At 65.2% G+C, this 22955-nt stretch carries 21 protein-coding genes and 4 pseudogenes; 9 read left to right on the forward strand and 16 right to left on the reverse strand.

Translation table 11 applies throughout. The annotated features are described in order from the left end of the window. Positions 1–139 precede the first annotated feature (139 nt). Together ACFYTS_RS17720 and ACFYTS_RS17725 are read left to right on the forward strand one after the other, a co-directional pair. Positions 140–490 carry a hypothetical protein gene (locus ACFYTS_RS17720; RefSeq protein WP_387305361.1) on the forward strand — a complete coding sequence of 117 codons (351 nt, stop codon included), beginning with the start codon at positions 140–142 and terminating at the stop codon, positions 488–490. Between the two features lie 37 nt (positions 491–527). Then, entirely contained in the window at positions 528–770 is a 243-nt protein-coding gene (locus ACFYTS_RS17725) for a hypothetical protein (protein WP_387305364.1), read from the forward strand. 792 nt (positions 771–1562) lie between these two features. Here the strand turns inward: ACFYTS_RS17725 and ACFYTS_RS17730 are convergent. Then, positions 1563–2549 (reverse strand): oxidoreductase, encoded by a 987-nt coding sequence (locus ACFYTS_RS17730; RefSeq protein ID WP_387305366.1) that lies wholly within the window; start codon positions 2547–2549, stop codon positions 1563–1565. A gap of 402 nt (positions 2550–2951) precedes the next feature. Here ACFYTS_RS17730 and ACFYTS_RS17735 point away from each other — a divergent pair, with 402 nt between their 5' ends. Then, positions 2952–3875: an SDR family NAD(P)-dependent oxidoreductase gene (locus ACFYTS_RS17735; protein ID WP_387305368.1), complete on the forward strand. Its 924-nt coding sequence runs from the start codon at positions 2952–2954 to the stop codon at positions 3873–3875. Positions 3876–3893: 18 nt separating this feature from the next. Here the strand turns inward: ACFYTS_RS17735 and ACFYTS_RS17740 are convergent, their stop codons facing one another. Next, the gene (locus ACFYTS_RS17740) at positions 3894–5546 is read right to left on the reverse strand and encodes an acyl-CoA synthetase (protein WP_387305371.1); all 1653 of its coding nucleotides are present in this window, start codon (positions 5544–5546) and stop codon (positions 3894–3896) included. 423 nt (positions 5547–5969) lie between these two features. On the opposite strand from ACFYTS_RS17740, the gene ACFYTS_RS17745 reads away from it, so the two are divergent. From ACFYTS_RS17745 to ACFYTS_RS17760, 4 genes are all read left to right on the forward strand, one after another. Next, the gene (locus ACFYTS_RS17745) at positions 5970–7085 is read left to right on the forward strand and encodes a cytochrome P450 (protein ID WP_357277062.1); all 1116 of its coding nucleotides are present in this window, start codon (positions 5970–5972) and stop codon (positions 7083–7085) included. Between the two features lie 4 nt (positions 7086–7089). After that, positions 7090–8220 carry a cytochrome P450 gene (locus tag ACFYTS_RS17750; protein WP_387305373.1) on the forward strand — a complete coding sequence of 377 codons (1131 nt, stop codon included), beginning with the start codon at positions 7090–7092 and terminating at the stop codon, positions 8218–8220. Between the two features lie 85 nt (positions 8221–8305). Beyond that, complete coding sequence (locus ACFYTS_RS17755; RefSeq protein ID WP_387305376.1) at positions 8306–9259, forward strand: hypothetical protein; 954 nt, start codon at positions 8306–8308, stop codon at positions 9257–9259. Positions 9260–9293: 34 nt separating this feature from the next. Continuing rightward, positions 9294–10271, forward strand: a complete 978-nt coding sequence (locus tag ACFYTS_RS17760; protein ID WP_387305379.1) for an aromatic ring-hydroxylating dioxygenase subunit alpha — start codon at positions 9294–9296, stop codon at positions 10269–10271. 368 nt (positions 10272–10639) lie between these two features. Here the strand turns inward: ACFYTS_RS17760 and ACFYTS_RS17765 are convergent, their stop codons facing one another. The 7 genes and pseudogenes from ACFYTS_RS17765 to ACFYTS_RS17795 all read right to left on the reverse strand — a co-directional run bounded on the left by ACFYTS_RS17765 (position 10640) and on the right by ACFYTS_RS17795 (position 13793). Further along, positions 10640–11050 carry a hypothetical protein gene (locus ACFYTS_RS17765; protein ID WP_387305382.1) on the reverse strand — a complete coding sequence of 137 codons (411 nt, stop codon included), beginning with the start codon at positions 11048–11050 and terminating at the stop codon, positions 10640–10642. A gap of 47 nt (positions 11051–11097) precedes the next feature. Continuing rightward, positions 11098–11304, reverse strand: coding sequence for a KR domain-containing protein (locus ACFYTS_RS17770; protein WP_387305883.1), 207 nt, complete (start codon positions 11302–11304; stop codon positions 11098–11100). After that, a pseudogene (locus ACFYTS_RS17775) lies at positions 11289–11580 on the reverse strand (ketoreductase domain-containing protein); the annotation flags it as partial. The gene ACFYTS_RS17770 and the pseudogene ACFYTS_RS17775, both read right to left, overlap by 16 nt. A 160-nt stretch (positions 11581–11740) precedes the next feature. Then, positions 11741–12175: pseudogene (locus tag ACFYTS_RS17780) on the reverse strand (zinc-binding dehydrogenase); the annotation flags it as partial. 200 nt (positions 12176–12375) lie between these two features. Further along, positions 12376–12519: pseudogene (locus tag ACFYTS_RS17785) on the reverse strand (alcohol dehydrogenase catalytic domain-containing protein); the annotation flags it as partial. Between the two features lie 86 nt (positions 12520–12605). After that, positions 12606–13052: pseudogene (locus tag ACFYTS_RS17790) on the reverse strand (transposase family protein); the annotation flags it as partial. A 333-nt stretch (positions 13053–13385) separates the two neighbouring features. Then, entirely contained in the window at positions 13386–13793 is a 408-nt protein-coding gene (locus tag ACFYTS_RS17795) for a hypothetical protein (RefSeq protein ID WP_387305384.1), read from the reverse strand. A 251-nt stretch (positions 13794–14044) separates the two neighbouring features. On the opposite strand from ACFYTS_RS17795, the gene ACFYTS_RS17800 reads away from it, so the two are divergent. Continuing rightward, complete coding sequence (locus ACFYTS_RS17800; protein WP_387305387.1) at positions 14045–14527, forward strand: adenosine-specific kinase; 483 nt, start codon at positions 14045–14047, stop codon at positions 14525–14527. A gap of 6 nt (positions 14528–14533) precedes the next feature. Here the strand turns inward: ACFYTS_RS17800 and ACFYTS_RS17805 are convergent, their stop codons facing one another. From ACFYTS_RS17805 to ACFYTS_RS17820, 4 genes are all read right to left on the reverse strand, one after another. Beyond that, on the reverse strand, positions 14534–15544 hold the full coding sequence (locus ACFYTS_RS17805) for a LysR substrate-binding domain-containing protein (protein WP_387305390.1): 1011 nt from the start codon (positions 15542–15544) through the stop codon (positions 14534–14536). A gap of 9 nt (positions 15545–15553) precedes the next feature. Continuing rightward, positions 15554–16039 carry a Zn-ribbon domain-containing OB-fold protein gene (locus tag ACFYTS_RS17810; protein WP_387305393.1) on the reverse strand — a complete coding sequence of 162 codons (486 nt, stop codon included), beginning with the start codon at positions 16037–16039 and terminating at the stop codon, positions 15554–15556. A 912-nt stretch (positions 16040–16951) separates the two neighbouring features. Continuing rightward, on the reverse strand, positions 16952–19228 hold the full coding sequence (locus tag ACFYTS_RS17815) for an ATP-binding protein (RefSeq protein WP_387305396.1): 2277 nt from the start codon (positions 19226–19228) through the stop codon (positions 16952–16954). 451 nt (positions 19229–19679) lie between these two features. After that, the gene (locus ACFYTS_RS17820) at positions 19680–20342 is read right to left on the reverse strand and encodes a TetR/AcrR family transcriptional regulator (RefSeq protein ID WP_387305399.1); all 663 of its coding nucleotides are present in this window, start codon (positions 20340–20342) and stop codon (positions 19680–19682) included. 265 nt (positions 20343–20607) lie between these two features. Here ACFYTS_RS17820 and ACFYTS_RS17825 point away from each other — a divergent pair, with 265 nt between their 5' ends. Then, the gene (locus ACFYTS_RS17825; RefSeq protein ID WP_387305402.1) at positions 20608–21126 is read left to right on the forward strand and encodes a hypothetical protein; all 519 of its coding nucleotides are present in this window, start codon (positions 20608–20610) and stop codon (positions 21124–21126) included. 153 nt (positions 21127–21279) lie between these two features. Here the strand turns inward: ACFYTS_RS17825 and ACFYTS_RS17830 are convergent, their stop codons facing one another. From ACFYTS_RS17830 to ACFYTS_RS17840, 3 genes are all read right to left on the reverse strand, one after another. Continuing rightward, complete coding sequence (locus ACFYTS_RS17830; RefSeq protein ID WP_387305404.1) at positions 21280–21480, reverse strand: three-helix bundle dimerization domain-containing protein; 201 nt, start codon at positions 21478–21480, stop codon at positions 21280–21282. 274 nt (positions 21481–21754) lie between these two features. Further along, on the reverse strand, positions 21755–22207 hold the full coding sequence (locus tag ACFYTS_RS17835) for a hypothetical protein (protein WP_357277039.1): 453 nt from the start codon (positions 22205–22207) through the stop codon (positions 21755–21757). Positions 22208–22221: 14 nt separating this feature from the next. Continuing rightward, positions 22222–22866 carry a VOC family protein gene (locus ACFYTS_RS17840; RefSeq protein ID WP_387305406.1) on the reverse strand — a complete coding sequence of 215 codons (645 nt, stop codon included), beginning with the start codon at positions 22864–22866 and terminating at the stop codon, positions 22222–22224. Positions 22867–22955: the final 89 nt, after the last annotated feature.

A 22955-nucleotide genomic window follows, 5' to 3' on the forward strand; every position in this document is an offset into this window, starting at 1 on the left:
GTGGGGACCTTCCTCCCTTGCTGGACCATCAGGCCCAGCGCTGACGACCCTCCCCACGTGCTAACAACGAGCATACGAAACGCTGTGTGCCAGATCCACCAGTTGGACTGGCACCATCGACGGTCCGGGGGACACCTTCGTGGACCGTGGCGGCGATGGAGTTCGTCTCGACCACGGCTGTCATCACCTGCGGGTGATCGTCACCAGTCGTAGTCGCACCGGACTTCCACTGGGGCGCACGCGGGTTCGCGACGAACTCGTCGAGATCGACGAGTCCGCACTACGATTCGACGAGGAGGAAACCGCAACGTTCCTCACGGATAAGAGCGGGCTGACCCTGGCGGCCGCGGAGATCGAGCGGCTATGCGAGTCGACCGAAGGATGGGCGGCCGCGCTGCAACTGGCGTCGATGTCGCTGCGGGGGCGCGACCATCCGGGCACGTACATCGATCAGATCTCGGGTCGCCACTATGCCATCGGGAGTACCTGATGGAGAATTGACTGCCGAACTCTTGTACGGGTGCTGCTTGGCAGCCGCCAACCGGACGGCCGAGGCTGCGAAGATCCTGGAGCCCGCGCTGACGCGCTGCGCCGAACAAGGTCTCGTGCGCCTGGTCGTCGATTCCGGTCGACAGCTGCAACCGGTGATCGAAACCATTTACGACGCAACGACATCGGATCAGCGACAGGCCCGCGGGTTTCTTCGACAGGTGCTCACGGAGTTCGAGTACGTCCTGCCCAACCAGCGCGGGCTGCCCGAAAACTACTGACTGCCAATGATTCGACTGTCGCACACCTCGACGTGACCACATCGCCGCAGTGATGCCGATGCGGTCCGGGACCTCGACCGACCGGCCGGGCGTTCGCGAAGCACTGTGCCGACGTCGAGAGAGCCGCCCGGATCGGGCGGCTCTCTCGTTACTTCAGTTCACGTGACTTCCTTGGTTCCGCTCTCCCTTTTCTATGGTGTCGAGCAGTGTGCGCAGCGCCTCGCGTCCATGGTTCTCGAGTGGCAGCAGAGGCGGTCGGGGATCCCCGACCGGCATGTGTCGCAGGCCGATCTCGCGCATGAATCCGGTGCCGACTTACATTGTGTGCCACGATGATTCGGTGTCAGTGTCGGGATCGGCCTGGTCTCGGCAGCGCTGAACGCACCTACCTGTCCGATCATCACGGCCCGCCCGGCAAACCACTGGTGGCGATGGTGTCAATGTCGCTGCCCCCACTGCCCCCACTGCCCCCACTGCCCCCACTGCCCCCACTGCCCCCACTGCCGCCGCGGCGCTGTCCGGGCTACTGCTGTCGCCGCTGGCCCTGGCCCACCTATCCGCCCCCGCGGCCCGGACCTCGGCATTGTTCAACCTCGTCATCTTCACCCTGCCCGGTGAGTTGATGTGTGACCGGGGTCCTGATGAGCCGGGATTCCGAAGGCGCCACGGCCTGATCCGGACGGGCCGCCACAGCGTCGGCCACGATCACCGAGAATGCACCTCGACCACACCAAATATCAAGCAGCACAGCAAAACTGGACGGGCGCAGCATTCGCGCTACGCGCCGTCGGATCATGACCTGTCGGCTCCGGCCGGGTATCGCACGCCGGTCAATCGTTCGGATTCGCTCCACAATCGTTGTTGGGCTGCCTTGTCGTGGGCATTGGGTGCGGGTTCGACACGAACGGGATGGCCTTTCGCGCCCTGGTGCGGACCGTAGAACTCGCCGCCGCGCACCTGTGGGTCAGCGGCTGCGCGCAAGGTGGTCAACGCGCCCTGTGCGGCGGTGTTGACCCCTATCGCCAGGGGGTCGCGTCCCGGTAGCGTCGCCCAAGCGGCGAGCATCTGGGTAACAGTGCTGATGACCCGCACCGGGCGGCTCATGTTCTGGACGAACTCCGTGATCGCCGTTCCAGGGTGTGCTGCCGCGGCGATGGTGTCGGTGCCTGCGAGCCGCCGGTGGAGTTCGTGGGTGAACAGCAGTCCGGCGAGTTTGGATTGAGCGTATGCCGTGGTCAAGGTGTATGGCCGACGAGTGAAATGGAGATCGTCGAATTCGAGGACGCCCCGGGCGTGAGTTCGGCTGCTGACTGTGATGATGCGGGCTCCAGGTGTCGCTATCACGCGGTCCAGCAGCAACCCGGTGAAGGCGAAGGGGCCGAGGTGGTTGGTGGCGAGGGTCAGTTCGAAGCCGTCCGAGCTGACCTCACGCCGGATGTTTGCCGTGCCCGCGTTATTGATGAGAAGGTCGATTCGATCGCATTGTGCGCTAATCGATTCAGCAGCTGCCCGAACCGACTCCAGCGAACTCAGATCCAAGGCGACCACCTGGAGGTTCGCGGAAGGACTCGAGACGAGTATCCGTTCGGCGGCGTCCGCTGCCTTCGATGGATTGCGGCACGCCAGGACAACGAAGGCTCCGCGTGCGGCCAGTATGCGTGCGGTTTCGAACCCTAGGCCGGCATTCGCACCTGTGACAATGGCTGTCTTACCGGACAAGTCGGGGATCTCGTCCGCAGTCCACTCCGAGTTCGTCTCGCTACCAAGGCTTTTCACCACGAGCCGAGTATGTGTCCGTGCTCCACCAATTTCAACCGATGATCTGTCTGTGACGTGAGTCCACGTGTACCCCGCGTCCATGTCTGCGCTTGCGCCGCAGTGAAACACGTTCTACTGTCCTCGGTAGGAGGAACATCGACGGCTAGCCTGGTGAATTACTGTGTCGTACAGTCGATTACAGTTGGCTGAGTCGTCCTCGCATGCAGTGGATTCCGCCGGATTCGGTCGCGTCGACCCGCGAGGTGGTGGATCTGATGCGGAAAAGCGCAGCGTACCAAGGTCCTTTCGGTTCCCAATGGGCTGTTTCTCCAAGCAGATTCGAAGGAGTGGTACACGCCTATGTCGCCCTACGTTGCTACCGGTGGGACAGGTTTCCTCGGTCGCCAGGCTCGGAAACCGCTCGTGGGCCGGCACGTGCTGATCACCGGTGCGTCCTCCGGTATCGGTCGCGCTGCCGCACTCGCGGTCGCCGAGAAGGGCGCGGTGGTTTTTCTGCTGGCCCGGCGCGAAACCGAACTCGACGAGGTCGTGCGGGAGATTCGCGACGCCGGTGGCGAGGGCTTCGGCTACCCCTGTGACATCACCGACGGTGATTCGGTCGACCGCACCGTCAAAGCCGTTCTGTCCGAGCACGATCACATCGACATGCTCGTCAACAACGCCGGCCGCTCCATTCGCCGATCCTTGCATCGCTCCATCGACCGCGTACACGACTTCGAACGCACGATGGCCGTCAACTATGTCGGTGCGGTCCGCCTGATCCTGGCCCTCACCCCGCAGATGCGGGAGCGAGGCTTCGGTCATATCGTCAACGTCTCCAGCTCCGCGGTGCAGGTGGCTCCGCCGCGCTACGCCGCGTATGCCGCCAGCAAGGCGGCGCTGGACAAGTTCACCGAGGTCGCCGCCGTGGAAATGCTGTCCGACGGAGTCACCTTCACCACCATCCACATGCCTCTGGTGGAAACTCCGATGATCGCGCCCAGCAAGGACTACGAGACCTACCCCAGTCGCTCCGTCGCCTGGGCCGCCGCCGTCGTCGTCCGTGCTCTCGTCGAACGTCCCAAACGCATCGACACCCCGGCAGGCACCGCGGGCGAGTTCGGCTCGCGGTTCACCCCCGGACTCACGACTCGGGCCCTGCACAAGATGTACCGTAGCTCGCCCGACTCCGCGGCAGCCAAAGGTGAAGCGGAGACAGCGAAAACGACCTCGCAGGTCACCCCTGCGAAGCCGCGTCCCACCCGGCGTTCCCGGTCGAAGGCGGTGCTGGTTCTCATGCGCGCCGCCCGCCGCGCCGCCAGGCTGATCCCGGGGGTCTACTGGTAGTCGCTCGTCACGGGCTGTTCACCCCGCCGCGCCCGGTAGGCCGCTGGGCGCGGTGGACTGCTTGCGCGCTTTCTCCGGGTTCGCCGCCGCGTATTTCTTCGCCCACGGATAGTTGGCCTTGCCGCTGGGCTGGCGTTCGATCTGGTCGAGAATCCAGAATGTGCGCGGCACCTTGTAACCCGCGATCTTGGTGCGAACGTGGTCGCCCAATTCCGCGACATCGACCGTCGCACCCTCGCGCGGCTGCACGACGGCCGCCACCGACCAGCCGAAACGGTCGTCCGGAATGCCGATCACCACCGTGTCGAAGACGTCCGGGTGCGATTTCAGCGCACCCTCGACCTCCTCCGGGAACACCTTCTCGCCACCGGTGTTGATGCATTCCGAGCCGCGTCCCAGCATGGTGACCGTGCCGTCCTGCTCATAGCGGACGTAATCGCCGGGAACGACGTATCGCTGCCCGTCGATCTCGACGAACATCGCCCTGCTCTTCTCCGGATCTTTGTAGTAGCCGAGCGGCACCGGTCCACCGCGGGCCAGCCTTCCCACCGCGCCGGGCTCGGGCTCGACGAGGTTGCCGTCGTCGTCGATCAGCACCGCTTGCTTACTGAAGTTCACTCGAGGCCCATCCGAGTGATCGGAGCCCTTGGTCACCTGGCCGATGCCGGTCAATCCGCTCTCCGAGGAACCTATGTTGTCGGTGATGATCAGGTTCGGGAACGTGTCGAGGTACCGCAGCTTGAGGGATTGGGAGAACAGCGCCGCGCCACTGCTCAATGTGATCAGTGAGGACGCGTCGTGGTCGCCTGCCAGATAGGTGTCCAGCAGCGGGCGTGCCATCGCATCGCCCGCGATCTGCAGGAGATGGACCCCGTGCCTTTCGACCGCGAGCCAGATGGCGGCCGGGTCGAACTGCGGTACCAGAACGACTGTGCCGCCGGAGTTCAACGCCATGAAAGCGGTCCACTGTGCAGCATGGATCATGGGCGTCGCGGGTAGCCAAATCATCACGAAGTCGGTGGCTTTGGCTTGATCTGCGTAGTGGTACTCATCGGTAATGTACTCGCCGGTGGCATGTTGGATGCCGCCGCCCAGCGCACGCCAGATGTCCTCGTGCCGCCACACCACGCCCTTCGGATACCCGGTAGTGCCGCCCGTATAGAGGATGTAGCTGTCGTCGGAACTGCGTTCATCGAAGTCACGCATCGACGACTGGGCGGCTAGCGCGGCCTCGTACTCGAAACCCGCGTAGCGCGTGTAGTCCAGATCCGACCCGTCCTGGATGACGATCACATGCTCGAGCGTCTCGATGTGCGGCGCGACGTCGGCGACGATGTCGGAGTACCGGCGTTCGTGAATCAACGCGACCAGATCGGCGTTGCCGGCGATGTACCGGACCTCGTCGGCGACGTAGCGGTAGTTCACGCTCACCGGAATCGCACGCAGTTTGAACGCGGCATACATCGCCTCGATCGCTTCGATCGAGTTACGCGAGTACACCCCTACATGGTCGCCCTGGCCGACGCCACGGGTCGCCAGGTGGTGCGCCAAGCGGTTCGCCCGCTCATCGAGCTCCCGGTAGGTGACCTGGTGATCGCCGCAATGGATAGCTGTGCGTTCCGGCACCGCGTCGACGGCGTGTTCGAAAAGATCGGCAACGTTGAAAGCCATGCCGCCCAAGGTAGAACGAGTTACAGTTTGGGGCAACGGGTGGAACGTCGTCCTCCTCGCGGTGTCATGGTGGGTATCGCGTTGCGGGAGAACGGCTTACGGGTACGCGTGGATCGCGAACCGGACTCGTTCCTGCCATGGTCGTCAGGCGCTGAAAGTGGAAACGCGAGCGGTACAGCGTAATTGACCTGTCATGTCATCATGAGGCTGGTCATGGACCATCCGACTGTCGCGCGAAATAGTCAGTGTTGCAGCCGATCTCGTTCGAATCATCCCCTCGAAACTGGGGGCGTAACGGGCCTCGGTACCGGTTGCGCCGGACTGATACGTGTTCTACTGTCTGCCGGTAGGAGATCGATGACAGATGCGAAATCGCCTGTGTCGCAATCTATTCTGTGGTGCTGCTTGGAGAGTGTGGCAACTATGAGTACTGAATCCACCATGCTGGGCTGTCCGGTCAGTCGCATAACCACCCAAACCGGGGATGATGCATGGCTTGTGACCGGCTACGCACTCGTTCGAAAGATGTTCTGTGACAAACGACTTGGTCGCGCGCATCCAACGCCGGAGACGGCTCCACGTAAGACGGAATCGGTGATGTTCGGTGGCCCGATCGGCAACTTCGACACCGAGTGGGAGGACCATGAACGGCTGCGGGCGCAGCTCAATCCGCTCTTCTCGCCGAGCGCGATGCGCGAACTGCTGCCCCGCATCGAATCGGTCACCGCGCAGGTATTGGAAGAATTCGCCGCCCTCGGATCGCCGGCTGACTTTCACGAGCACGTCGCGAGTCGCCTACCGGTGCTCGTGATCTGTGAGCTCCTGGGTGTGCCGTTCGAAGATCGGGACAAGCTCCAGCATTGGAGTGCGGCGATATTCGACACTCGTGACGGGCAGAAGTCCGCTCAGGCGGGTGCCGAGTGGTTCGTCTATTGCCTGGCATTGATTCAGCGCAAACGCGTGGAGCCGGGCCCGGACGTGCTGTCCCGGCTGTGTGAGAACCCCGAACTCACAGACGACTCGATCGCCACGTTGGCGATGGTGTTGTTGTTGGCGGGGCAGGAGACGACCGTTGTCGAACTGGGCCTGGGCTTGGTGAAGCTGCTCGGGAACCGTAGTCAGTGGCAGCAGCTGGCGGACGATCCGCAGATTATTCCAAATGCGGTAGAAGAGCTACTGCGAGTACAAGATTCGACCGGATTCGTGCGCTACGCCCGGACCGACATGGAAATCGAAGGGCAACGATTCGCGACGGGCGACCTCGTGCTGCTCGACGTGGATTCAGCCAATCACGACCCCGAGATCTTCGCCGATCCATACGAACTCGACGTAACGCGAAAGGAGAGCGGGCATCTGGCGTTCGGCTACGGGCCGCACTACTGTGTCGGCGCACCGCTGGCCCGGTTAGAGCTCTCCGTCGTCTTCGGCCAACTGATCGCCAAGTTCCCGACGATGCGACTCGCGGTCGACTCATCGGCCTTGAGGATGCGAGACGACGTGGTCACCAAGGGCCTGGTCGCCTTGCCGGTGGAGTGGTGACCGGATGACACTCGAAACGTCTGCTGCCGGCTGCCCGATCGACCACCGCGCCATCCGCCGGATCACCACCGCGATGGGCCATGAAGGCTGGCTGGTGTCGGAATACGATCAGGTGCGAAAACTGTTCTCCGATCCGAAGCTCGGTCGTGCCCATCCGACACCGGAAGCGGCAGCACGGGTTGCGGAGTCGACATTCTTCGGCGGGCCGATGGGCGACTTCGCTACCGAGCACGCCGAGCACGAGCGAATGCGCGGCATTCTGCAGCCGCATTTCGCGCCATCGAAAATGCGCGCGTTTCGCGGGCGCGTCGAGGAAATCGCCTCGGGGCTTTTCGACGCCATGGCGGAGCAAGGATCTCCAGCCGATCTCTATGGGGCGGTGGCGGCGCCGTTGCCGCTGCTGGTGATCGGCGAGCTGCTGGGTGTACCGGTCGGGGAGCGCGACAACCTGCGTAGCTGGACAGATGCCATGGCGGCTGCCACCGACGGTCTCAAAGCGGCTACCGCGGCAGGCGAAATGCTCAACTACTGCCTGACATTGGTGGTTCGCAAGCGCGCCGACCCGGCCGACGACGTCCTCTCGCGGTTGTGCGAGCGTGAGGACCTCACCGACTCAGGGGCCGCTCTGCTCGCGATGGTCATGCTGTTCGCCGGACATGAGACCTCGGTCGTCCAGATCGGCATGGGTGCCATGCACTTGTTGCGGGATCGTGAGCAATGGCAGGCGCTGGTGGACCGACCCGAGTTGGTCGCCAGCGCGACCGAAGAACTGCTGCGCGTGCCGAATGCCGTGGGTCTGCCCCGTTATGCCCGAGAGGATTTCAAGGTCGATGGAGTCGAGATCGGCGCGGGCGAGCTGGTGGTTTTGGATCTCACCGCGGCCAATCACGACGCGGCGGTGTTCCAGGATCCGGATCGTATCGACATCGCTCGGAAAGAGGCGGCGCATCTGACATTCGGATACGGCGTCCGGTATTGCGTGGGTGCACCGCTGGCCCGAGTCGAACTGCAAGCCGTCTATTCGCAGCTTGTTTCACGATTCCCCACTATGCGGCTGGCAGTCGATCCGGCCGATGTGCGAATGCGAGAGGACAGATTCACCGGCGGAGTAGCCGAGCTCCCCGTCATCTGGTGAATCGATTGGCGCCGAGGTCACATTACCCACAATCGGCCGTGCTCGAGAAATTGTGCGGTCATTCCGTCACAAACCAGGGAAGATCATGCGGGTTTCATTTCTGTTCGGGGGACAGGTAACGGTCGAAGCCGCTGTAGTGGAGGAATTCCACCGTCGCAGCCCGGCCGTTCGCAAGGCGTATGCGGAGGCCGCCGTCGTAGCCGGCCTCTCCGAGTCGGAGTTCCTCATCGCGGGCGAGGATGAGGCATCGGAGGATCGCCACAGTCGTAATGCGTTGCGACATACCGCATTAACGCTCGGACTGGTCGACGAACTGGTTGCGCAGGGTGTCGAGGCCGATGCGGCAGGGGGGCTGAGCCTGGGGGCGCTGATCGCTATCTGCGTGGCGGGCGCGATCGAGCGACACGAGTTGTACGCCATGCTTCATCACCGTCGGCTGGTGCCGCCAACCGGCCCCGATGTTCCGGAACAGGGCATGATGCTGATCGGCACGGCAGTAGCGGACCGTCCGGAGAACTACTATGGTCCCGATCATCCGGGCGTGTATCTCGCCGTCGACACCGGGCCGGTCGATCTCGAGCGGCGCTCCTTCGTCGTCTCCGGCTACCGCTCGTCGTTGAACGGGATACAGGCGGCCGCTCCCGACGGTGTTCACATGTTCTTGTTCCCGGGCTACCACGGCGCATTCCATTCGCCGTTGCAGCAGCACGCCGCTGATTTCATGAGTCCGTTCATCAACGCCATGACTGTTCGAGACCCGAAGGTGCCGATCTGTTCCCCGGTGAACTCGAGGTCCCTCACCACCGCCTACGAAGTCCGCGAATTCATGTTGGGGCACAACCTATTACCTGCGCGCTACGAGCCACTGGTCGAAGAGATGGACAATCTCGGCAGCCAGGCCGCGCTGGTGGTCGGCCCCGGCTTGCCCGCACCCGTCGTCCAGCCGTTTCCGGTCGAGCTTTTCACCCAGCCGTCCGACTTCGATCGGCTTACCGAATTAATAGAGATGCTCGGCGGCATCCGCTCCGAGATCGTTTGAAAGACAGGCCTGACCAATGCAATACAATAGCCAGTTGCCGATAGAGGTGGCCGACCCACTGCCGCGTGTCGCCGAATCCACTGCCCCACTGGGATATCCGATGGGCTGGTTCTGGGTTGCCGACGCCCGAGAGCTGAAGCCGGGAACAGTGCGACGGTCGCGGTTGATGGATGGCGATGTCGTGGTCTATCGGACCCGTTCGGGCTTGGTGCGTGCGGTGCGGCCGTATTGCCCGCATCTGGGTGCGCATCTGGGCGCGGGCGGCACGGTCGCCGGCGAGAATCTGGTGTGCCCGTTCCACCACTTCGAATTCGCCCCCGACGGGCGTTGTGTGGACAGTCCCGACGGGGCCACCATTCCGGTCGGGTTGAATCATTACGAACTGCGTGAGCAGCACGGACAGGTGTTCGTCTGGCGGGGGCCGGAGGGGCAGTCGCCGACTTGGGAGCTGCCCGAGGTCGCAGATTTCGGCGTGGCACCGATCTTCGGGTGGTCGAGAGAGATCCCGACACATGCTCAGGAGTTGGCGGAGAACGCCGCCGATTTTCGGCATTTGTCCGTCCTGCATGACGTTCACATGGCGGAGGCCGAGCCGTGCGAGGCGGACGGGCCGATATTCCGGGTGCATACCCGATCGACCGGGCAGGGCCGCGTCGGCCTCTTCGAGAGCCGCCAGACAATTGTGATGGCGGGCTTGGGCTACACCCATATTCGTTTCGCGATTCCGCGACTGGGAGTGGTGGCGCATATGTGGGCCATGCAAACGCCGATCGCGCCCTGGCGGACGCATGTGTACTCGGTTTTCGCCTGGGAGAGTACGGGCGGGGCCGTGTCCCGGGTGCTCGCTCCCGTAGTCGCTCGACTCGCGTCGCAGGCAATGACAAAGGTGCTCAGCGAGGATATTCCGATCTGGGAGAACAAACGCTACAACCCGCATCCGCGTCTCGTAGCGGGCGAGTCGACGCTGAGCCGATTCCGGCTCTGGACACGTCAGTTCTACCCGTCGGAATAGGCTCAGCGGTTGCGGGTGGGCCCCGGCGGCGTTATTGAGATCGGCGAGACGTGGGGGTTGCGGTTTTCGTTACGGCACAAGGCTTTCGATGGGCGCGAGGTACTCGATCAGGTGGGCGGCGGAGCACGGGTTGCCGCGGGTGGGGCTTCTCGCGCTGCGTGGGATGGGGGACCCGTTCGCGCGGCGGATGAGTGGGGATGAAGGCTACGATGACCCGTATTCGCTGATCGATCAGTTGCGGGGCGACGGTGGGCTGCGGGTCACGCGCGCAGGTTATGCCGCCTTCGACTACGAGCTGTGCCGGGAAGTCCTGCGCGACACGGCGTCGCAACCATCGAGGTGCGAAGAACATCCATACGACAGGACTGTCAACGGTGGCACCGCGGCTGACGAGTTCCCGCTCGTCCCCGCCAATGTCCTTGCGGCTCCATCGCGTCGGCGCCGGCGTGCCCGAGGACGGCTGCGGCGTGCACGCCGATCACGCCGAGCAGGACGCGCTTCTGCTCCTCGGCCGAACGACCGAGCAGGCGAGTGACCAGCTGTCCCGAATCGGCGGCGACCTCCGCCGTCGCCGGTTCGGTGACCGGCCCGCGCCGCGTCGGCACTGTCGCCGAGGTGGCCGCCGGCCTGGACAGTGCTCGCATGATCGGGCGGACACCGGCCGGATCGCCCGCGCCGAGCGCGTCGCGGTCCATGCGGACCGCCACGGAGGTGGGCCGGCCGGCGGTCGCCGCCGCGTCGAAGAGGTCCATGCCCTCGTCGGCATCCAGCGGTAGCAAGCCTTCTCAGCGCAGCCGCGCCAGATCGGCGTCGGTCAGATCGCCGGTCATCCAGCTGCTCTGTTGCCAGGGCCCCAGGCGATGGAGGTCGCGGGGAGACCCTCGGCGTGCCTCTGGTGCGCCAGTGCGTCGAGGAAGGTGTTGGCGGCGGCGTAGTTGGCCTGCCCCGCCGTGCCGAGCACCCCCCCGCGATCGAGGAGTAGAGCACGAAGGCCGAGAGGTCCATACCCGCGGTGGCTTCGTGCAGATTCCACGCGGCGTCGACCTTGGGACGCAGGACCCGTGCGATCTGCTCGTTGGTCATGGTGGCGAGCAGGCCGTCGGCCAGCACACCTGCCGCGTGGACGACCATGGTCAGCGGGTGCCGTGCGGGGGATAGTGGCGAGCAGCCGGTCGAGCGCCCCCCGATTGGCCGCGTCGCACGCGACGACGTCCACGTGCGCGCCGAGTGCGGTGAGTTCGGCGACCGCTTCCGCCGCACCGGGCGTCTCCACGCCGCGTCGGCTCGCGAGCACTGAGCCTGCGCGCACCGTGGTCGGTGATGAGGTGGCGTGCGGCCACCACCCCCAAACCGCCGGTGCCGCCGGTGATCAGCACGGTTCCGTCGGTGCGCGGCGGTGTCGGGACGGTCAGCACGTTCTTGCCGACACCCCGAGCCTGGCTGAGGTGGCGGAAGGCGTCAGGGGCGCGCCGCAGATCCCATGCGGTGATCGGATACGGCGTCAGCTCGCCGCGGTCGAACAGTGCCACGAGGGCTGCCAGAATCTCCCGCAGCCGCTCGGGTCCCGCCTCCATCAGCATGAAACTGGCGTAGCGGACGCCGGGGTGCGTCGCGCCGACCTCGACCGGGTCGCGACGGTCGATCATCCCCATCTCGACGAATCGGCCGCCGCGGGGGAGCAGGCGCAGGGAGGCGTCCACGAAGTCGCCTGCCAGCGAATCGAGCACGATGTCCACGCCCGCGCCGCCGGTGCGCTCCAGGAATCTCCGTTCGAAATCGAGGGTTCGGGAATCGGCGATATCCGGATCGTCGAAACCCATGTCGCGCAGTACGTTCCACTTGGGTTTGCTCGCCGTGGCCAGGACGCGCAGCCCCGGGTGCCGGGCGAGTTGCACCGCCGCCATGCCGACGCCGCCGGCCGCCGCGTGCAGCAGCAGCGTCTCACCGGACCGGGCCTCAGCGAGGTCGACCAGACCGTAGTAGGCGGTCGCGTACACGATCGGAACGGCGGCGGCCTGTGCGAACTACCAGCCCCGTGGCATCGGTGCGAGCAGTCGCCGGTCCACCACGACAGCCGAACCCATACCGGGGGTGAAACCGAAACGCGATCACCGACGGCGAATTCGGTGACGTCGGCCCCGACTTCCAGCACGATGCCCGCGCCCTCGCCGCCGATGCGGCCGAGCGGATCCGGGTAGGTGCCCAACGCCATGAGCACATCCCGGAAGTTCAGGCCCACCGCTCGCATACTCACCCGGACCTGGCCCGGATCGAGCGCGGTTGTCGCGCCCGCGGTTTCGTCGAGTCCGAAGAAGCTGGTGGTGACCACCTACACCAAACGCGGCAGTCGTTGCGGTTGCCCGGCAACGGTTTTCCGAGCGCGACGACGAGTTCGGTGTCGGCATCGATCACGACCTGATGGTTGGTCGAGTACCGGTGGTTCTTACTCTGGGCGGCGACCTTGTGATCCTGGGTCGGGACCAGGGTTCCGTCCACGATCAGCACAGCGCCACGCGGGAACCGGGCCCGAGGCCGCAGCGCCAACGCCGGTCCGAGGTCGTCGATCACCCGGGCCGCGGCCGACTTCGAGACCCCGAACACCGCCGCGAGTTGACGCATCGTCAGGTTCGTCCGCCAGTAGGTGGCCACCAGCAACACCCGGTCTTCGAAACACAACCCCCACGGTCGGCCCCGTAACGGCCGGTCGGCGCCCTCGCGCCGCAACCCGGTGATCAGGCGAGCGAACGTGCGTGGCCGCAGCCCAGAGAACAACTCCACCATCACCGGATCTGTCGCCGAGATCACCACCGGTGGGACGATACCCGTTGCCGCTCAACGACTTACGGGACATCCCTTAGAACAGGAATTGACAACCACCCTTTCGCCGTGGCACCTCGATCATGCCAGGGCACTTGTTGCCGGTCTGCATACCCTCGATGGCGTCCACGACAGCCTCGCCGTCGACGACCTCGCCGAACACCGCGTACCCGAAGCCGTCCTGGCCACCACCTGTGTGTCGTGTGTAGGACGCCGGACCCACGACGAATCATGTCCACTCGCAACAGGTGTGATCCCGACATCCGCCACATCACAGCAGCGCCGGAAGAGCCGTCGTTACAGCCAGTACTTGTTCGCCAGGGCCGCCAGCAGGAATCCGATGAACATGCAGATGATGGACGTCCAGATCGCCACCTTGCCGAGCGGATGTCCCTTCTTCGCGGCCGTGAGACCGAGGAAGATTCCGGCCCAGCCGAATAGGCACGGCATCCCGAGTGACAGCACAGCGAAGGTCAGGGCCGTGATCGCCAGCCCCTTGCCCTCCGGTGGCGGGCTCGCGGGAATGTGGGCATAGGGCTGGTAGCGCGGTGCCGGTGGCGCAGGCCGCACCGGCTGCTCGGGATAGTCGAAGTGCGGGATGTATTCGCCACTGCCCTGGAGGTATTCAGGTGGCGGCGGGGGAATCGCGCCGGGCGCCTGCGGCTTCCAGTAGTCGTCATCGCTGGGTGGCGGTGGTGTGCCCATGACGTGATCCGTTCCGCTGTACGTGATTTCGAACATTACGTCGTGGACGGGCTTCGCGTCGGCGGGCCGGAGCCCACAGTTTCCGGGGCCGGGCTGAGCATCCCGTCGATCGATGAGGACGGGCACATGGTTACCCGTCTACGCGATGACGGTGTGGATGTCGTGCACGCGCACGTGCGCGGCCTCGGGCCCGCCGCGCCGATAGCTCCCGGAGCTTGTTCCCCGGCGGAGTGACGAGGGACGATAGCCCGATGGAACTGACAGCGGTGCCCATCGACAACCCCGATGAGCTCAATGTCATCATCGGGCAGTCCCACTTCATCAAGACCGTCGAGGACCTCCACGAAGCCCTTGTCGGCACCGGTCCGCAACTCCGCTTCGGGCTGGCCTTCTGCGAAGCCTCCGGCCCCCGCCTGATCCGCTGGTCGGGGAACGACGACAGCCTGGTCGACCTCGCCACCAAGAACGCGACAGCCCTCGCCGCCGGCCACTCCTTCATCGTCTTCCTGCGCGACGGCTACCCCGTCAACGTGCTCAACGCGATCCGCCACATCCCCGAGCTCTGCACCGTCTTCTGCGCCACCGCCAACCCCGTCGAGGTCCTCATCGCCGAAACCTCGCTCGGGCGCGGCATCATCGGCGTCGTCGACGGTGCGCCGCCGCTCGGGATCGAAACCGAGACCGACCGGGCCGATCGGCACCGACTGCTGCGCGCCATCGGCTACAAGCTCTGAGTCCAGCTACACCGCCGGTTGCGATGCCCGGTTGCGGCAACGGGGTGTCTGCAGCCGGGCGAGCATGCCCGGATTCGTGTCGCGGACGCGGCGCGCGACATCGACGAAGGACCGCACGAGGCGGTTGTCGTTGCCGGCGCGCCAGCTCACGGCGACCTCGTTCGGGGCCGCGCCGGTCACCGGTACCAGCCGCACGCCGGGAAACTTGATCCACGCCGCGCACGGCACGGTGATCGCGATGGCCGCCCCGGTCGCCACATGGTGCAGCTCCTCCAGGAGCGTCTTCGTGCGCGCGGCCACGCGTGCGGGTCGTCCACCGCGATAGGAGTTCAACTGCCAGTAGGCATTCCACACCGAGTCGGTGGCGGCGGAGGACAGGATGGGTTCGTCCAGCAGTTCCGCCACCGCGATTTCGGCACGGTTCGCCAAGCGATGGTTCGCCGTCAGCATCGCCATCAGCGGCTGGCGGAACAGGGGTTCGAATCGCAGCCCGTCATCCTCGAACGGCCGCCGCACGATCGCCACATCCACCTGTCGGTCCGCCAATCCGGCCGAGGGCGTCTCGTAGGTGAAGTAGTTCGACTCGAGGGTGATGTTCGGGTGGCGTTGCCGGAACGCGGCCAGGATCGGTGCGGTGAGCGTCAGCGCCGCTCCCTCGATGCAGCCGAGCACCAGGCGGTTGTGTTCGCCGCGGTGCACCGCCCGCGCCTGCTCGACGCCGAAGTCCAAGCGGTGCAGCGCGTCCCGCGCATGCTGGAGAAACGCCGCTCCGGCCGCGGTGAGCTCGACATGGCGTGTGCTCCGGGCGAACAATGCGACGGCCACATGCTGCTCGAGCTGCTTGATCTGGGTGCTGAGCCCCTGCTGAGTCACCCCGAGGCGCTGTGAGGCCCGGGTGAAGTTCAATTCCTCCGCGACGACGATGAAATTCCGCAGCTGGCGGGAATGAACGTCCATCGAGCGCGGCCCGACCGCAGGCTCGTCGTGGCGGGTGTGCGGCGGATGCTCGGATCGCATGGCGCGCGATCAGCCGGAAACGCGGGCGGGGGAGACGCTCCAGAACGCCGGATGTCGGGGATCGACATCGACGGTGAAGACCGGCAACCTGTCCGGCCGGGGACTCGGCTGGAAGTGCACACGCGTCGATGCGTTGGAGATCAGTGGAAGGTCTCCTTCGATGGCGGTGTGGATCCATGGGCCCTCATCGAGTTCCACGATGGCGGTCGCCAAGGGAGCCGTCTCGCCGCTCGGACCGCTCGCGCGGTACATCATCCGCCACGACACGATCGAACCGGCGCCCGACGCCGGCACCGACTCGAGATCATCGGCCGCGCAGACGGAACAGGCCGTGGTCAGCGGGGCGAAGATCTTGTCGCATGCCGTGCAACGCCGGATCATCAATGTGTCTACCGGGGCGCAGGCGCTGTCGACGGTGCCATCCTGCGGGAGCCGGGCTTTCGATGGGATCATGGAAACCTCTGCGGAACGGTGCTGGTGGACTCGATCGAGCATGGTCGGCGGCGAGTGATCCCGCGACGGTGGAATTACGTGGGGGTATACCTGTTTTCTGTCCGGACCGGGCCTTCCCGGCAAGCACGGTGGCCGCGGGCCCGGGATCGAAGCCATCGGATGATGTCGCTGACGGGCCCCGGAATCGCCACCGATGAGCCGGACAACGTTGCGATCGAATTGACAAGCCGAACTTGTGGACAATCCAGCGACAGCGGTTTCTCTTCGCAGCGCGGTTGCACTAGCATGATTCATGCGTCCCACGGCGAGAAGAATTGAGTTTCCCTCATTTGCGTCGGTTCGCGAAAACCAATGTGCGGACGCCGTTCACGGCGGCCTTCCAGACGTGCGAGCCCGCTTCCACCTCGAGGCTCGCACTGCCTCACCGAGCGCAGTGGGGCAAATGTCGGCATCGCTGGTGAATTCCCGTGAAGGGGCGGGAAAGCCGGCGATGCCGACCTCTTTCTCGCGATCCGGCTAATCGCCCCACAGTCGGGAGCAAGGGAGACAAGGCATCTCGGGGGCCACGAGCTCGTCGACCGTGACCGCGGCCGCGCCGGCGGCGCTCAACTCGAAGGCCACTTCGCCGATTTGATCGGCATGGCCCCGATAGTCCAAGACCAGGGGTCCCAATTCCAGGCGAAGATGGAGAATTCGACTCGGCGCACTCATCGGCCCGCTTCCGGTTTCGAATCTTGTTGCTGGCGGAGGACTGATAGTGGCGGGTGGCCGAATTCAATCCGTTCACGGCGGCGTGGAAGAATCGATCGCCGCCCGATGGTGTGCGCGAAGCCGAAATTGTCCGGCTGTTTTCGAAACCCTACTTCCTGTCCGGGTATTCGAGAAATCAATTCTCTTTGCGGATTATCAATCGCTGTCTGTCAATCAATTGCCCGCTCCGGGCGCGGAGAGCCCCTACTCGGCCGTGTCCGCGGGCTGGGCTGCGGCCCAGACAGCGATCTGCGCGCGCGAGGTGAAGCCCAGTTTGGTGAGTATGTGCTGGATATGCCCCTGCACGGTGCGCGGCGAAACGACCAGGCGATCGGCGATCGCCTTGCTGGTCAGTCCTTCGGCGACGAGATCGGCGATCTGGCGTTCCCGCGCGGTGAGAGTTTCCGGCGAACGATCGGCTGGGGAGACGCCCTGGGATGGCTCCCCGAGTGCGAAAGCGACCGCGCTCTCGAGACTCATCGACGCGCCGTGCTGGAGGGCGGCATCGAACCCGTTGTCGCCGAGAGTTCGGCGGCCGCTCTGCTCGCATTCGTGACGGAAGGGCATCAGCAGAATGGTGGGGCTGCCGGCGAGTCGGCCCAAGGCATCCGCCGCGCCCAGCAGGACTGCCGCACGACGGGCCTCGAGCTCCTCGGCGGCGATCCAGGCCAGCGTCGCCAGGCAGCCCGTGATGACCAGCGGATCAGCGACCTTGTGGGCCAACCGAATCGCCTCCGCGAGCGAGCGTCTGGCCCGCTCGGTCTCACCGCCGCGCCAGGCCGCGAATCCCGCCGTCCACAGCACATAGGATCGGTAGATCGTCTCGCCCGCGGCTTCGGTGACGCGGAGTGCCTCCTCCAGAACGTCGAGGGCTCGGGAGGTCTCGCCCAGCAGTGAATAGCACCAGCCGAGCGAGACCCGAGCATCCAACTGCCGGGCGACCGCACCGCAGCTCTCGTAGGTGTGCAGCGCATGCTCCAGATCGGCGACCAACCGGTGCGGATCACCCCCGCCTCCGGTGAGCGCGTAGTTCGCCCGTGTGTGCGCGAGCAGCGCGGGTACCGTCGGGTCGTCGGTCTGTTCGGACAGCTTTGCCAGTTCTTCGACCTGGTCGGTGGCGGTCCGCAGGTCACCTTGTAGGGCCGCCATCAAGCTGGCGGCGAAAAGCGCTGCGGCCCGTTCCGTCGACGGGCCCGAGGACGGGCGCGAGAGAATCCGCTCGTGCCACCGGCGACCCTCGCCGATCCGGCCCCTCAGCAGCCAGAACACATACAGGCCGGTCACGATCCGCAGTCCGCTGTCCTCGGACTCGGTGAGGCTGAACTCCAGTGCGTTCACCACGTTCGCCTGCTCCCGCTCCAGCCGTTCGACCCAGTACATCTGGCGCGGCCCGATCCAGTTGGCGCTCCAGTCGTGCACCAATTGCTCGCACCATTCCCGATGCCGGAGATGCAGTAGCTCGGACTCCCCGGATTCGTCGGCCTTCTGCGCGCCGAACTCACGGACCGTCTCGAGCATGTGGAACCGCACCGAGCCGGATTCCTCTTTGCGGATGAGGAGCGACTTCTCCATCAGACCCGACAGCGTGTCGTGCAAATCCGGCTCGGCCCCGCCGGCGGAACACACGTGCAAGGCCGCGTCGAGTTCGAACCCGCCGGTGAACACCGAGAGCCGGCGCCACAGCCGCCGCTCGTCCGATGTGCACAGGTCATAGCTCCAGTCCATGCAGGTGTGCATCGTCTGCTGCCGTCTGGGCGCACTACGGTTGCCCCGCGTCAGGAACGCGAATCGGTCGTCCAGCCGGTTCAGTATCTGTTCGACGGACATCGTCCGCAGGCGCGCCGCGGCGAGTTCGATGGCCAGCGGCAGGCCGTCCAGCCGTGCGCAGACCTGGGCAATGGACAGCCTGTTGTCGTCGCTCACCTCGAACCCGGGCACCGCCGCGGCCGCTCGCTCGGCGAAGAGGGTGATCGCGTCATTGCGGGTGACGGTCCGCAATGACGGATTGGCGGCCGGATCGGGTACATCCAACGGCGACAGCGGATAGACCGCCTCGCCCTCGATATCGAGGGTCTCGCGACTGGTTGCGAGGATCCGCACGTTCGGGCAGGCTCTCAGGATCGATTCGACCAGCCGTGCGACGGGCTCGACCAGGTGTTCGCAGTTGTCCACGATCAGGAGCAGGTCCTGGGCGGCCAGCAACTGGATCAGCGCGTCGGGCGCCGATCCGCCGCCGTGGTCGGACAGGCCGAAAGCGGCGGCCACGACGTCCGGCAGCGACTCCTCGTCACGCAGGTCGCCCAACTCGACCAGCCATGCCCCATTCGCGAAGTTCCGCCGCATGCTGTGCGCGACCCGTAACGCGAGCCGTGACTTGCCTACGCCCCCGATCCCGGTCAGTGTCACCAGACGCGAGCCGGCCAGCAGGTTCTTGACGTCGGACTGTGGTGTCCTGCGGCCGACGAAGCTGGTCAACTGCAAGGGCAGGTTTCCCAGTCCCGATCGGAAGCTGTCGCTGCGGAAATGTGTAATCCTATGTGCCGCAGCGTGTTCGGATGTGGAGTCGAAGTCGATGCCGCCCAGACTCCCGTTCGGGCCGTCGTCAGGCATCTGTCGCTCGCAACCGGGACACATCGGTCAGACTATCGTCGGCCTCCGCGGTGAGCGTCGCGGACCAGGCTGTCGATGATTGCCGCGAAATCAGAACTGCTCCCGATGTTGTATGCCGTAAGACAGCTGGGCTCGAAAACCAGATGTCTCGGACGAGGGCTGAGGCTACAAGAAGCATCCTGAGATCCGCGCAACCGCCTGATGGTCGGCGTGCCGATCCCGCTCCGAACTCATCGAAACCGTCCGCGGTCGACCGCGCCATGTCCCAGCGCGGCGTCGTCCACACCCGGGCGGGACATGCGCTGCGCGCGGTCACTCTCTCCTAGGCGGTGATGAGTCTGATCACCGTTGCGACGAGCTCGCCGTCGGGATCGCGCAGGCGCGGTAGCGACGCCCTGTTCTGCAATAGTGATCCCAGGGTGAGATCCACCAGTTCAGCACCGACCTGTTCGGCCGAATTGCGGCCGCCCGGCTCGAACCACGTCCACGACCATTGCGCGGCGCCGAAGATGAGCAGGCTCCGGATGCTGGTGTCGACGGGCTGGAAGTCGCCGGACGCGATGCCCGCCTCGAGCACGCCGCGCAGGATTCCGATGTAATACCTGCGCAGCTTGCGCCCCTCGGAGTCCTCTTCTTCCTGGCCGAACCGGGCGACCTCGCGCTGGAATGCGACGGTCCGGTTCCGGTCGTGTACCTGATACAGCATGGCCGCGTGCAACAATCCGGCCAGCTGCTCGGGAGGTGTCGAGAAGGTCGACACGATTCGTTCCGCCTCGTCGACACGGCGCCGCATATAGGAAACATGCAGCGCTTCCAGAAGCCGCGCCTTGGTGCCGTAATGGTGCACGATCAAGCCCTGGGAGATACCGAGCTCGCGGGCTACATCGCTGAAACTCGTTCCGTCGTAGCCTTTTTCAGCGACATGGCGCGTGAAGGTATCGAGAATCGCGCCCGACTTGCCAGGCCCCGCCGCACGTCCATTCATCGATCCCGCCCCTCTTCGTCCGTATTCTCCGACGCCCCTGAGAACCGATCGACCGCGCGAACTGTCGTTGACTGAGTGCGCAGTCAGTATTAGCATAATGCCCCGAGTCGCAGCGGCGCGTTCTCTATCATCAACCATTCATCTCGAAAAGTTGACCTACCGCCCATGTATCAGCACGCTTATCTCACCGAAACCGTCGATGAGCGACGAGCCCTCGAATGCATCGCATGACCGGCTCGTTCGATAGCCTCACGGGCGGGCGCGCATGAATGCGGGCGTAGCGGCATACGAGGATCCGGCGACGGATTCCGAATCGCTGTTGTCGCCGGAGCAACTCTTGGCCGCGATCGCCGGGCGGCTCGCCGAACCGTTCCCACTGGTCACGTGGGCGAGAGAACTCGGCGATCTGCACGCCGCGTTGATCGCCGCGGTGCTGAATCCGCGGCGGAACGCGCCGGAGGCCACCGAGGCGGCTCTGTGTGCCGATATCGCGAAGGTCATCGACAAGATCAATTCTTGGGCCGCGTCCGCGGTACGCCACAGCCGTTGCGCCCGTCGCCACACCCACACCTTCGGCGAGGTGATCAGTCACGTGGCCAAGACCTACGCCGAAGCGTGGTGGACGGTGCTGCACAGTGACTGCGAAGACCTTCGACACTCGGCCTGGGTACACCTCGGCGAAGTTCGCGACGGCTACGCCCACCTCATCAGCGATATCCGCGCGGGGCGCGTCCAACTTCCACTCGGCTGGCGAGGCATCCGGCAGACGCAGCCGGCGGGCTGAGGGCCGACGCGACCGGTCCGCCGGGGCGGCCACGAAACCCGATGTGCGCGTGGCGATCAAGCAGGCCGGCGTTCGTATCGGCCTGCGGCCCGAGGGCATTGCCCGCGGGATCGCCTGCGCCATCGATCGGCCCGACACCGTCGACGGCATCGATCACTGTGGGGCGGTGGTCAACCTGCGGGCGGCCATCCGCTCGACGAGCAGCGGGATGAAGTCGCGGACGGGACGTCCGTCAAAGCTGCGGTGGGCGTCGTGGACGATATCGGCGACCGTCCCGGCGCCGACGGCCGGAAACTTGGTGGTGAGTCGACGAACGAGTTCCTTGATCTGCTGATCTTCATCATTCGCTGCCATACTTCATGGTCGCGCCTCGTGGTCGAGTGCCGTTCCGGAACCGCGATGAAATCCACATGGCTGTTTGCTCTCTATACGGTCACGGTGCGCAATTCATGGTCACGGAACGTAATTCACGTCGAGAGCGGATCCCGGGCTTGCCGAAGACCTTCCTCCGTCGGACCGCGACGAGCGGTGGTCTGTGCGGCCATTCCGGTCGCCAGGCCACCGTCGTCGCGTCACAGTGCTGCTATTCGGCTGTGCCCGAGAGGAATTCGTCGAGATCGGGCCTCATCTACGTGCTGGTCCCGGTTCGAGCCTCGATCGCGGTCACGGAGTTCTTGAACGCCTTGGTCAGCACGCCCCTGCCGACGGTGGCGAGCACTGCGCCGAGGAACCAGCCGCGCGCGTTCTTGCCCTCGCGTACCACGACGTAGTCGATATCGGTGGTGCCGTCGGGGCGCGGGGTCAGATCGTAGGTGTGCCCGGAGTGGTGACCCCACGCGTTGGAATCGGTGGTGGTCAATACGACGTGGTCCGGGTTGGTCCAGTCGTATTCGAGCCGCTCCCAGATTCCGGTGGATCCTTCGGTGACGTCCGCGTGATGGGCATCCTGAGCGTGCACCGCGAGGTACGACCCGGCGCTGTTGCCGAACAGTTCCGAACGGTCCGGGCCGAAGTCGGTGAGGGCCGCGACGAACTGTTCGGGCGTCACATGTGCGTTCGCGTGCATATGGATGGTGGTCATGGGTCTGTTCTCCTTTACTCGGGTAGCTGATCGCCGTGGGCTTCGGCGACCATGTAGGCCGCGTACCACTTGGGCCACTCGGTGTCGTACCGCCCGCCGTTGCGGGCCTCGTGCTCGCCGTGGGCGGTCGCCGCGCGCACGAGCGCGTCGACCAGGTCGCTCGTGGTGGCGTAGGACGTCTCGGTGGTTTCGATGCGGCCCGGGATCCGGGCGGTGACCTCTTGCAGCAGGAAGGTGTTGCCGTCGGGGTCCCGGAAGGTCGCGAACGATCCGTAGCTCGCGCGCTCGTCGGCGGCTCCCGCCACGCGTCCGTCGCCCGACAGGGGCTGGAACTGGGCTCCGGGCGCGCCGGGGTGGAAGACCTCGCTGATGTCGGCGCCCTGGGCCGCGAGCGCGTCGCGTGCCTGCTGGACATCGGACACCACCAGGTAGATGCCTTCCGCCGAGCCCGCCTTCGCGGTGGTGATGCTGGTGCCGAATTGGATCGACGTCGGCGAGCCCGGGGGCGTGAACTGCACGACCCGGAAGCCGTTGTCGAATTCGAAGTCGGCCTCGAGACGCCAGCCCACACCGTCGTAGAACTTCTTCGACCGGTCCACGTCGGCGACCGGGATGACGACCGCCTCGAGCTTCAGTGCGGGAACCCCTGTGGTTGTCATGGCCTGTTCCTCGTTTCCTGTAGCAGCGGTGTTGCTCGCATGTTCCAGAGTGCGCTTCGGCAGGCGTTGTCGAACCAGTGGATGTCCTT

The sequence above is a fragment of the Nocardia sp. NPDC004151 genome, from assembly GCF_042874235.1.
Lineage (GTDB): Bacteria > Actinomycetota > Actinomycetes > Mycobacteriales > Mycobacteriaceae > Nocardia.

Coding starts and splice junctions, on each gene's coding strand:
- ACFYTS_RS17835 (WP_357277039.1), bottom strand. CDS start 22,207: ATGACCACCATCCATATGCACGCGAACGCACATGTGACGCCCGAACAG.
- ACFYTS_RS17840 (WP_387305406.1), bottom strand. CDS start 22,866: ATGACAACCACAGGGGTTCCCGCACTGAAGCTCGAGGCGGTCGTCATC.
- ACFYTS_RS17740 (WP_387305371.1), bottom strand. CDS start 5,546: ATGGCTTTCAACGTTGCCGATCTTTTCGAACACGCCGTCGACGCGGTG.
- ACFYTS_RS17805 (WP_387305390.1), bottom strand. CDS start 15,544: ATGCGATCCGAGCATCCGCCGCACACCCGCCACGACGAGCCTGCGGTC.
- ACFYTS_RS17800 (WP_387305387.1), top strand. CDS start 14,045: ATGGAACTGACAGCGGTGCCCATCGACAACCCCGATGAGCTCAATGTC.
- ACFYTS_RS17810 (WP_387305393.1), bottom strand. CDS start 16,039: ATGCTCGATCGAGTCCACCAGCACCGTTCCGCAGAGGTTTCCATGATC.
- ACFYTS_RS17755 (WP_387305376.1), top strand. CDS start 8,306: ATGCGGGTTTCATTTCTGTTCGGGGGACAGGTAACGGTCGAAGCCGCT.
- ACFYTS_RS17795 (WP_387305384.1), bottom strand. CDS start 13,793: ATGGGCACACCACCGCCACCCAGCGATGACGACTACTGGAAGCCGCAG.
- ACFYTS_RS17820 (WP_387305399.1), bottom strand. CDS start 20,342: ATGAATGGACGTGCGGCGGGGCCTGGCAAGTCGGGCGCGATTCTCGAT.
- ACFYTS_RS17830 (WP_387305404.1), bottom strand. CDS start 21,480: ATGGCAGCGAATGATGAAGATCAGCAGATCAAGGAACTCGTTCGTCGA.
- ACFYTS_RS17745 (WP_357277062.1), top strand. CDS start 5,970: ATGAGTACTGAATCCACCATGCTGGGCTGTCCGGTCAGTCGCATAACC.
- ACFYTS_RS17750 (WP_387305373.1), top strand. CDS start 7,090: ATGACACTCGAAACGTCTGCTGCCGGCTGCCCGATCGACCACCGCGCC.
- ACFYTS_RS17825 (WP_387305402.1), top strand. CDS start 20,608: ATGAATGCGGGCGTAGCGGCATACGAGGATCCGGCGACGGATTCCGAA.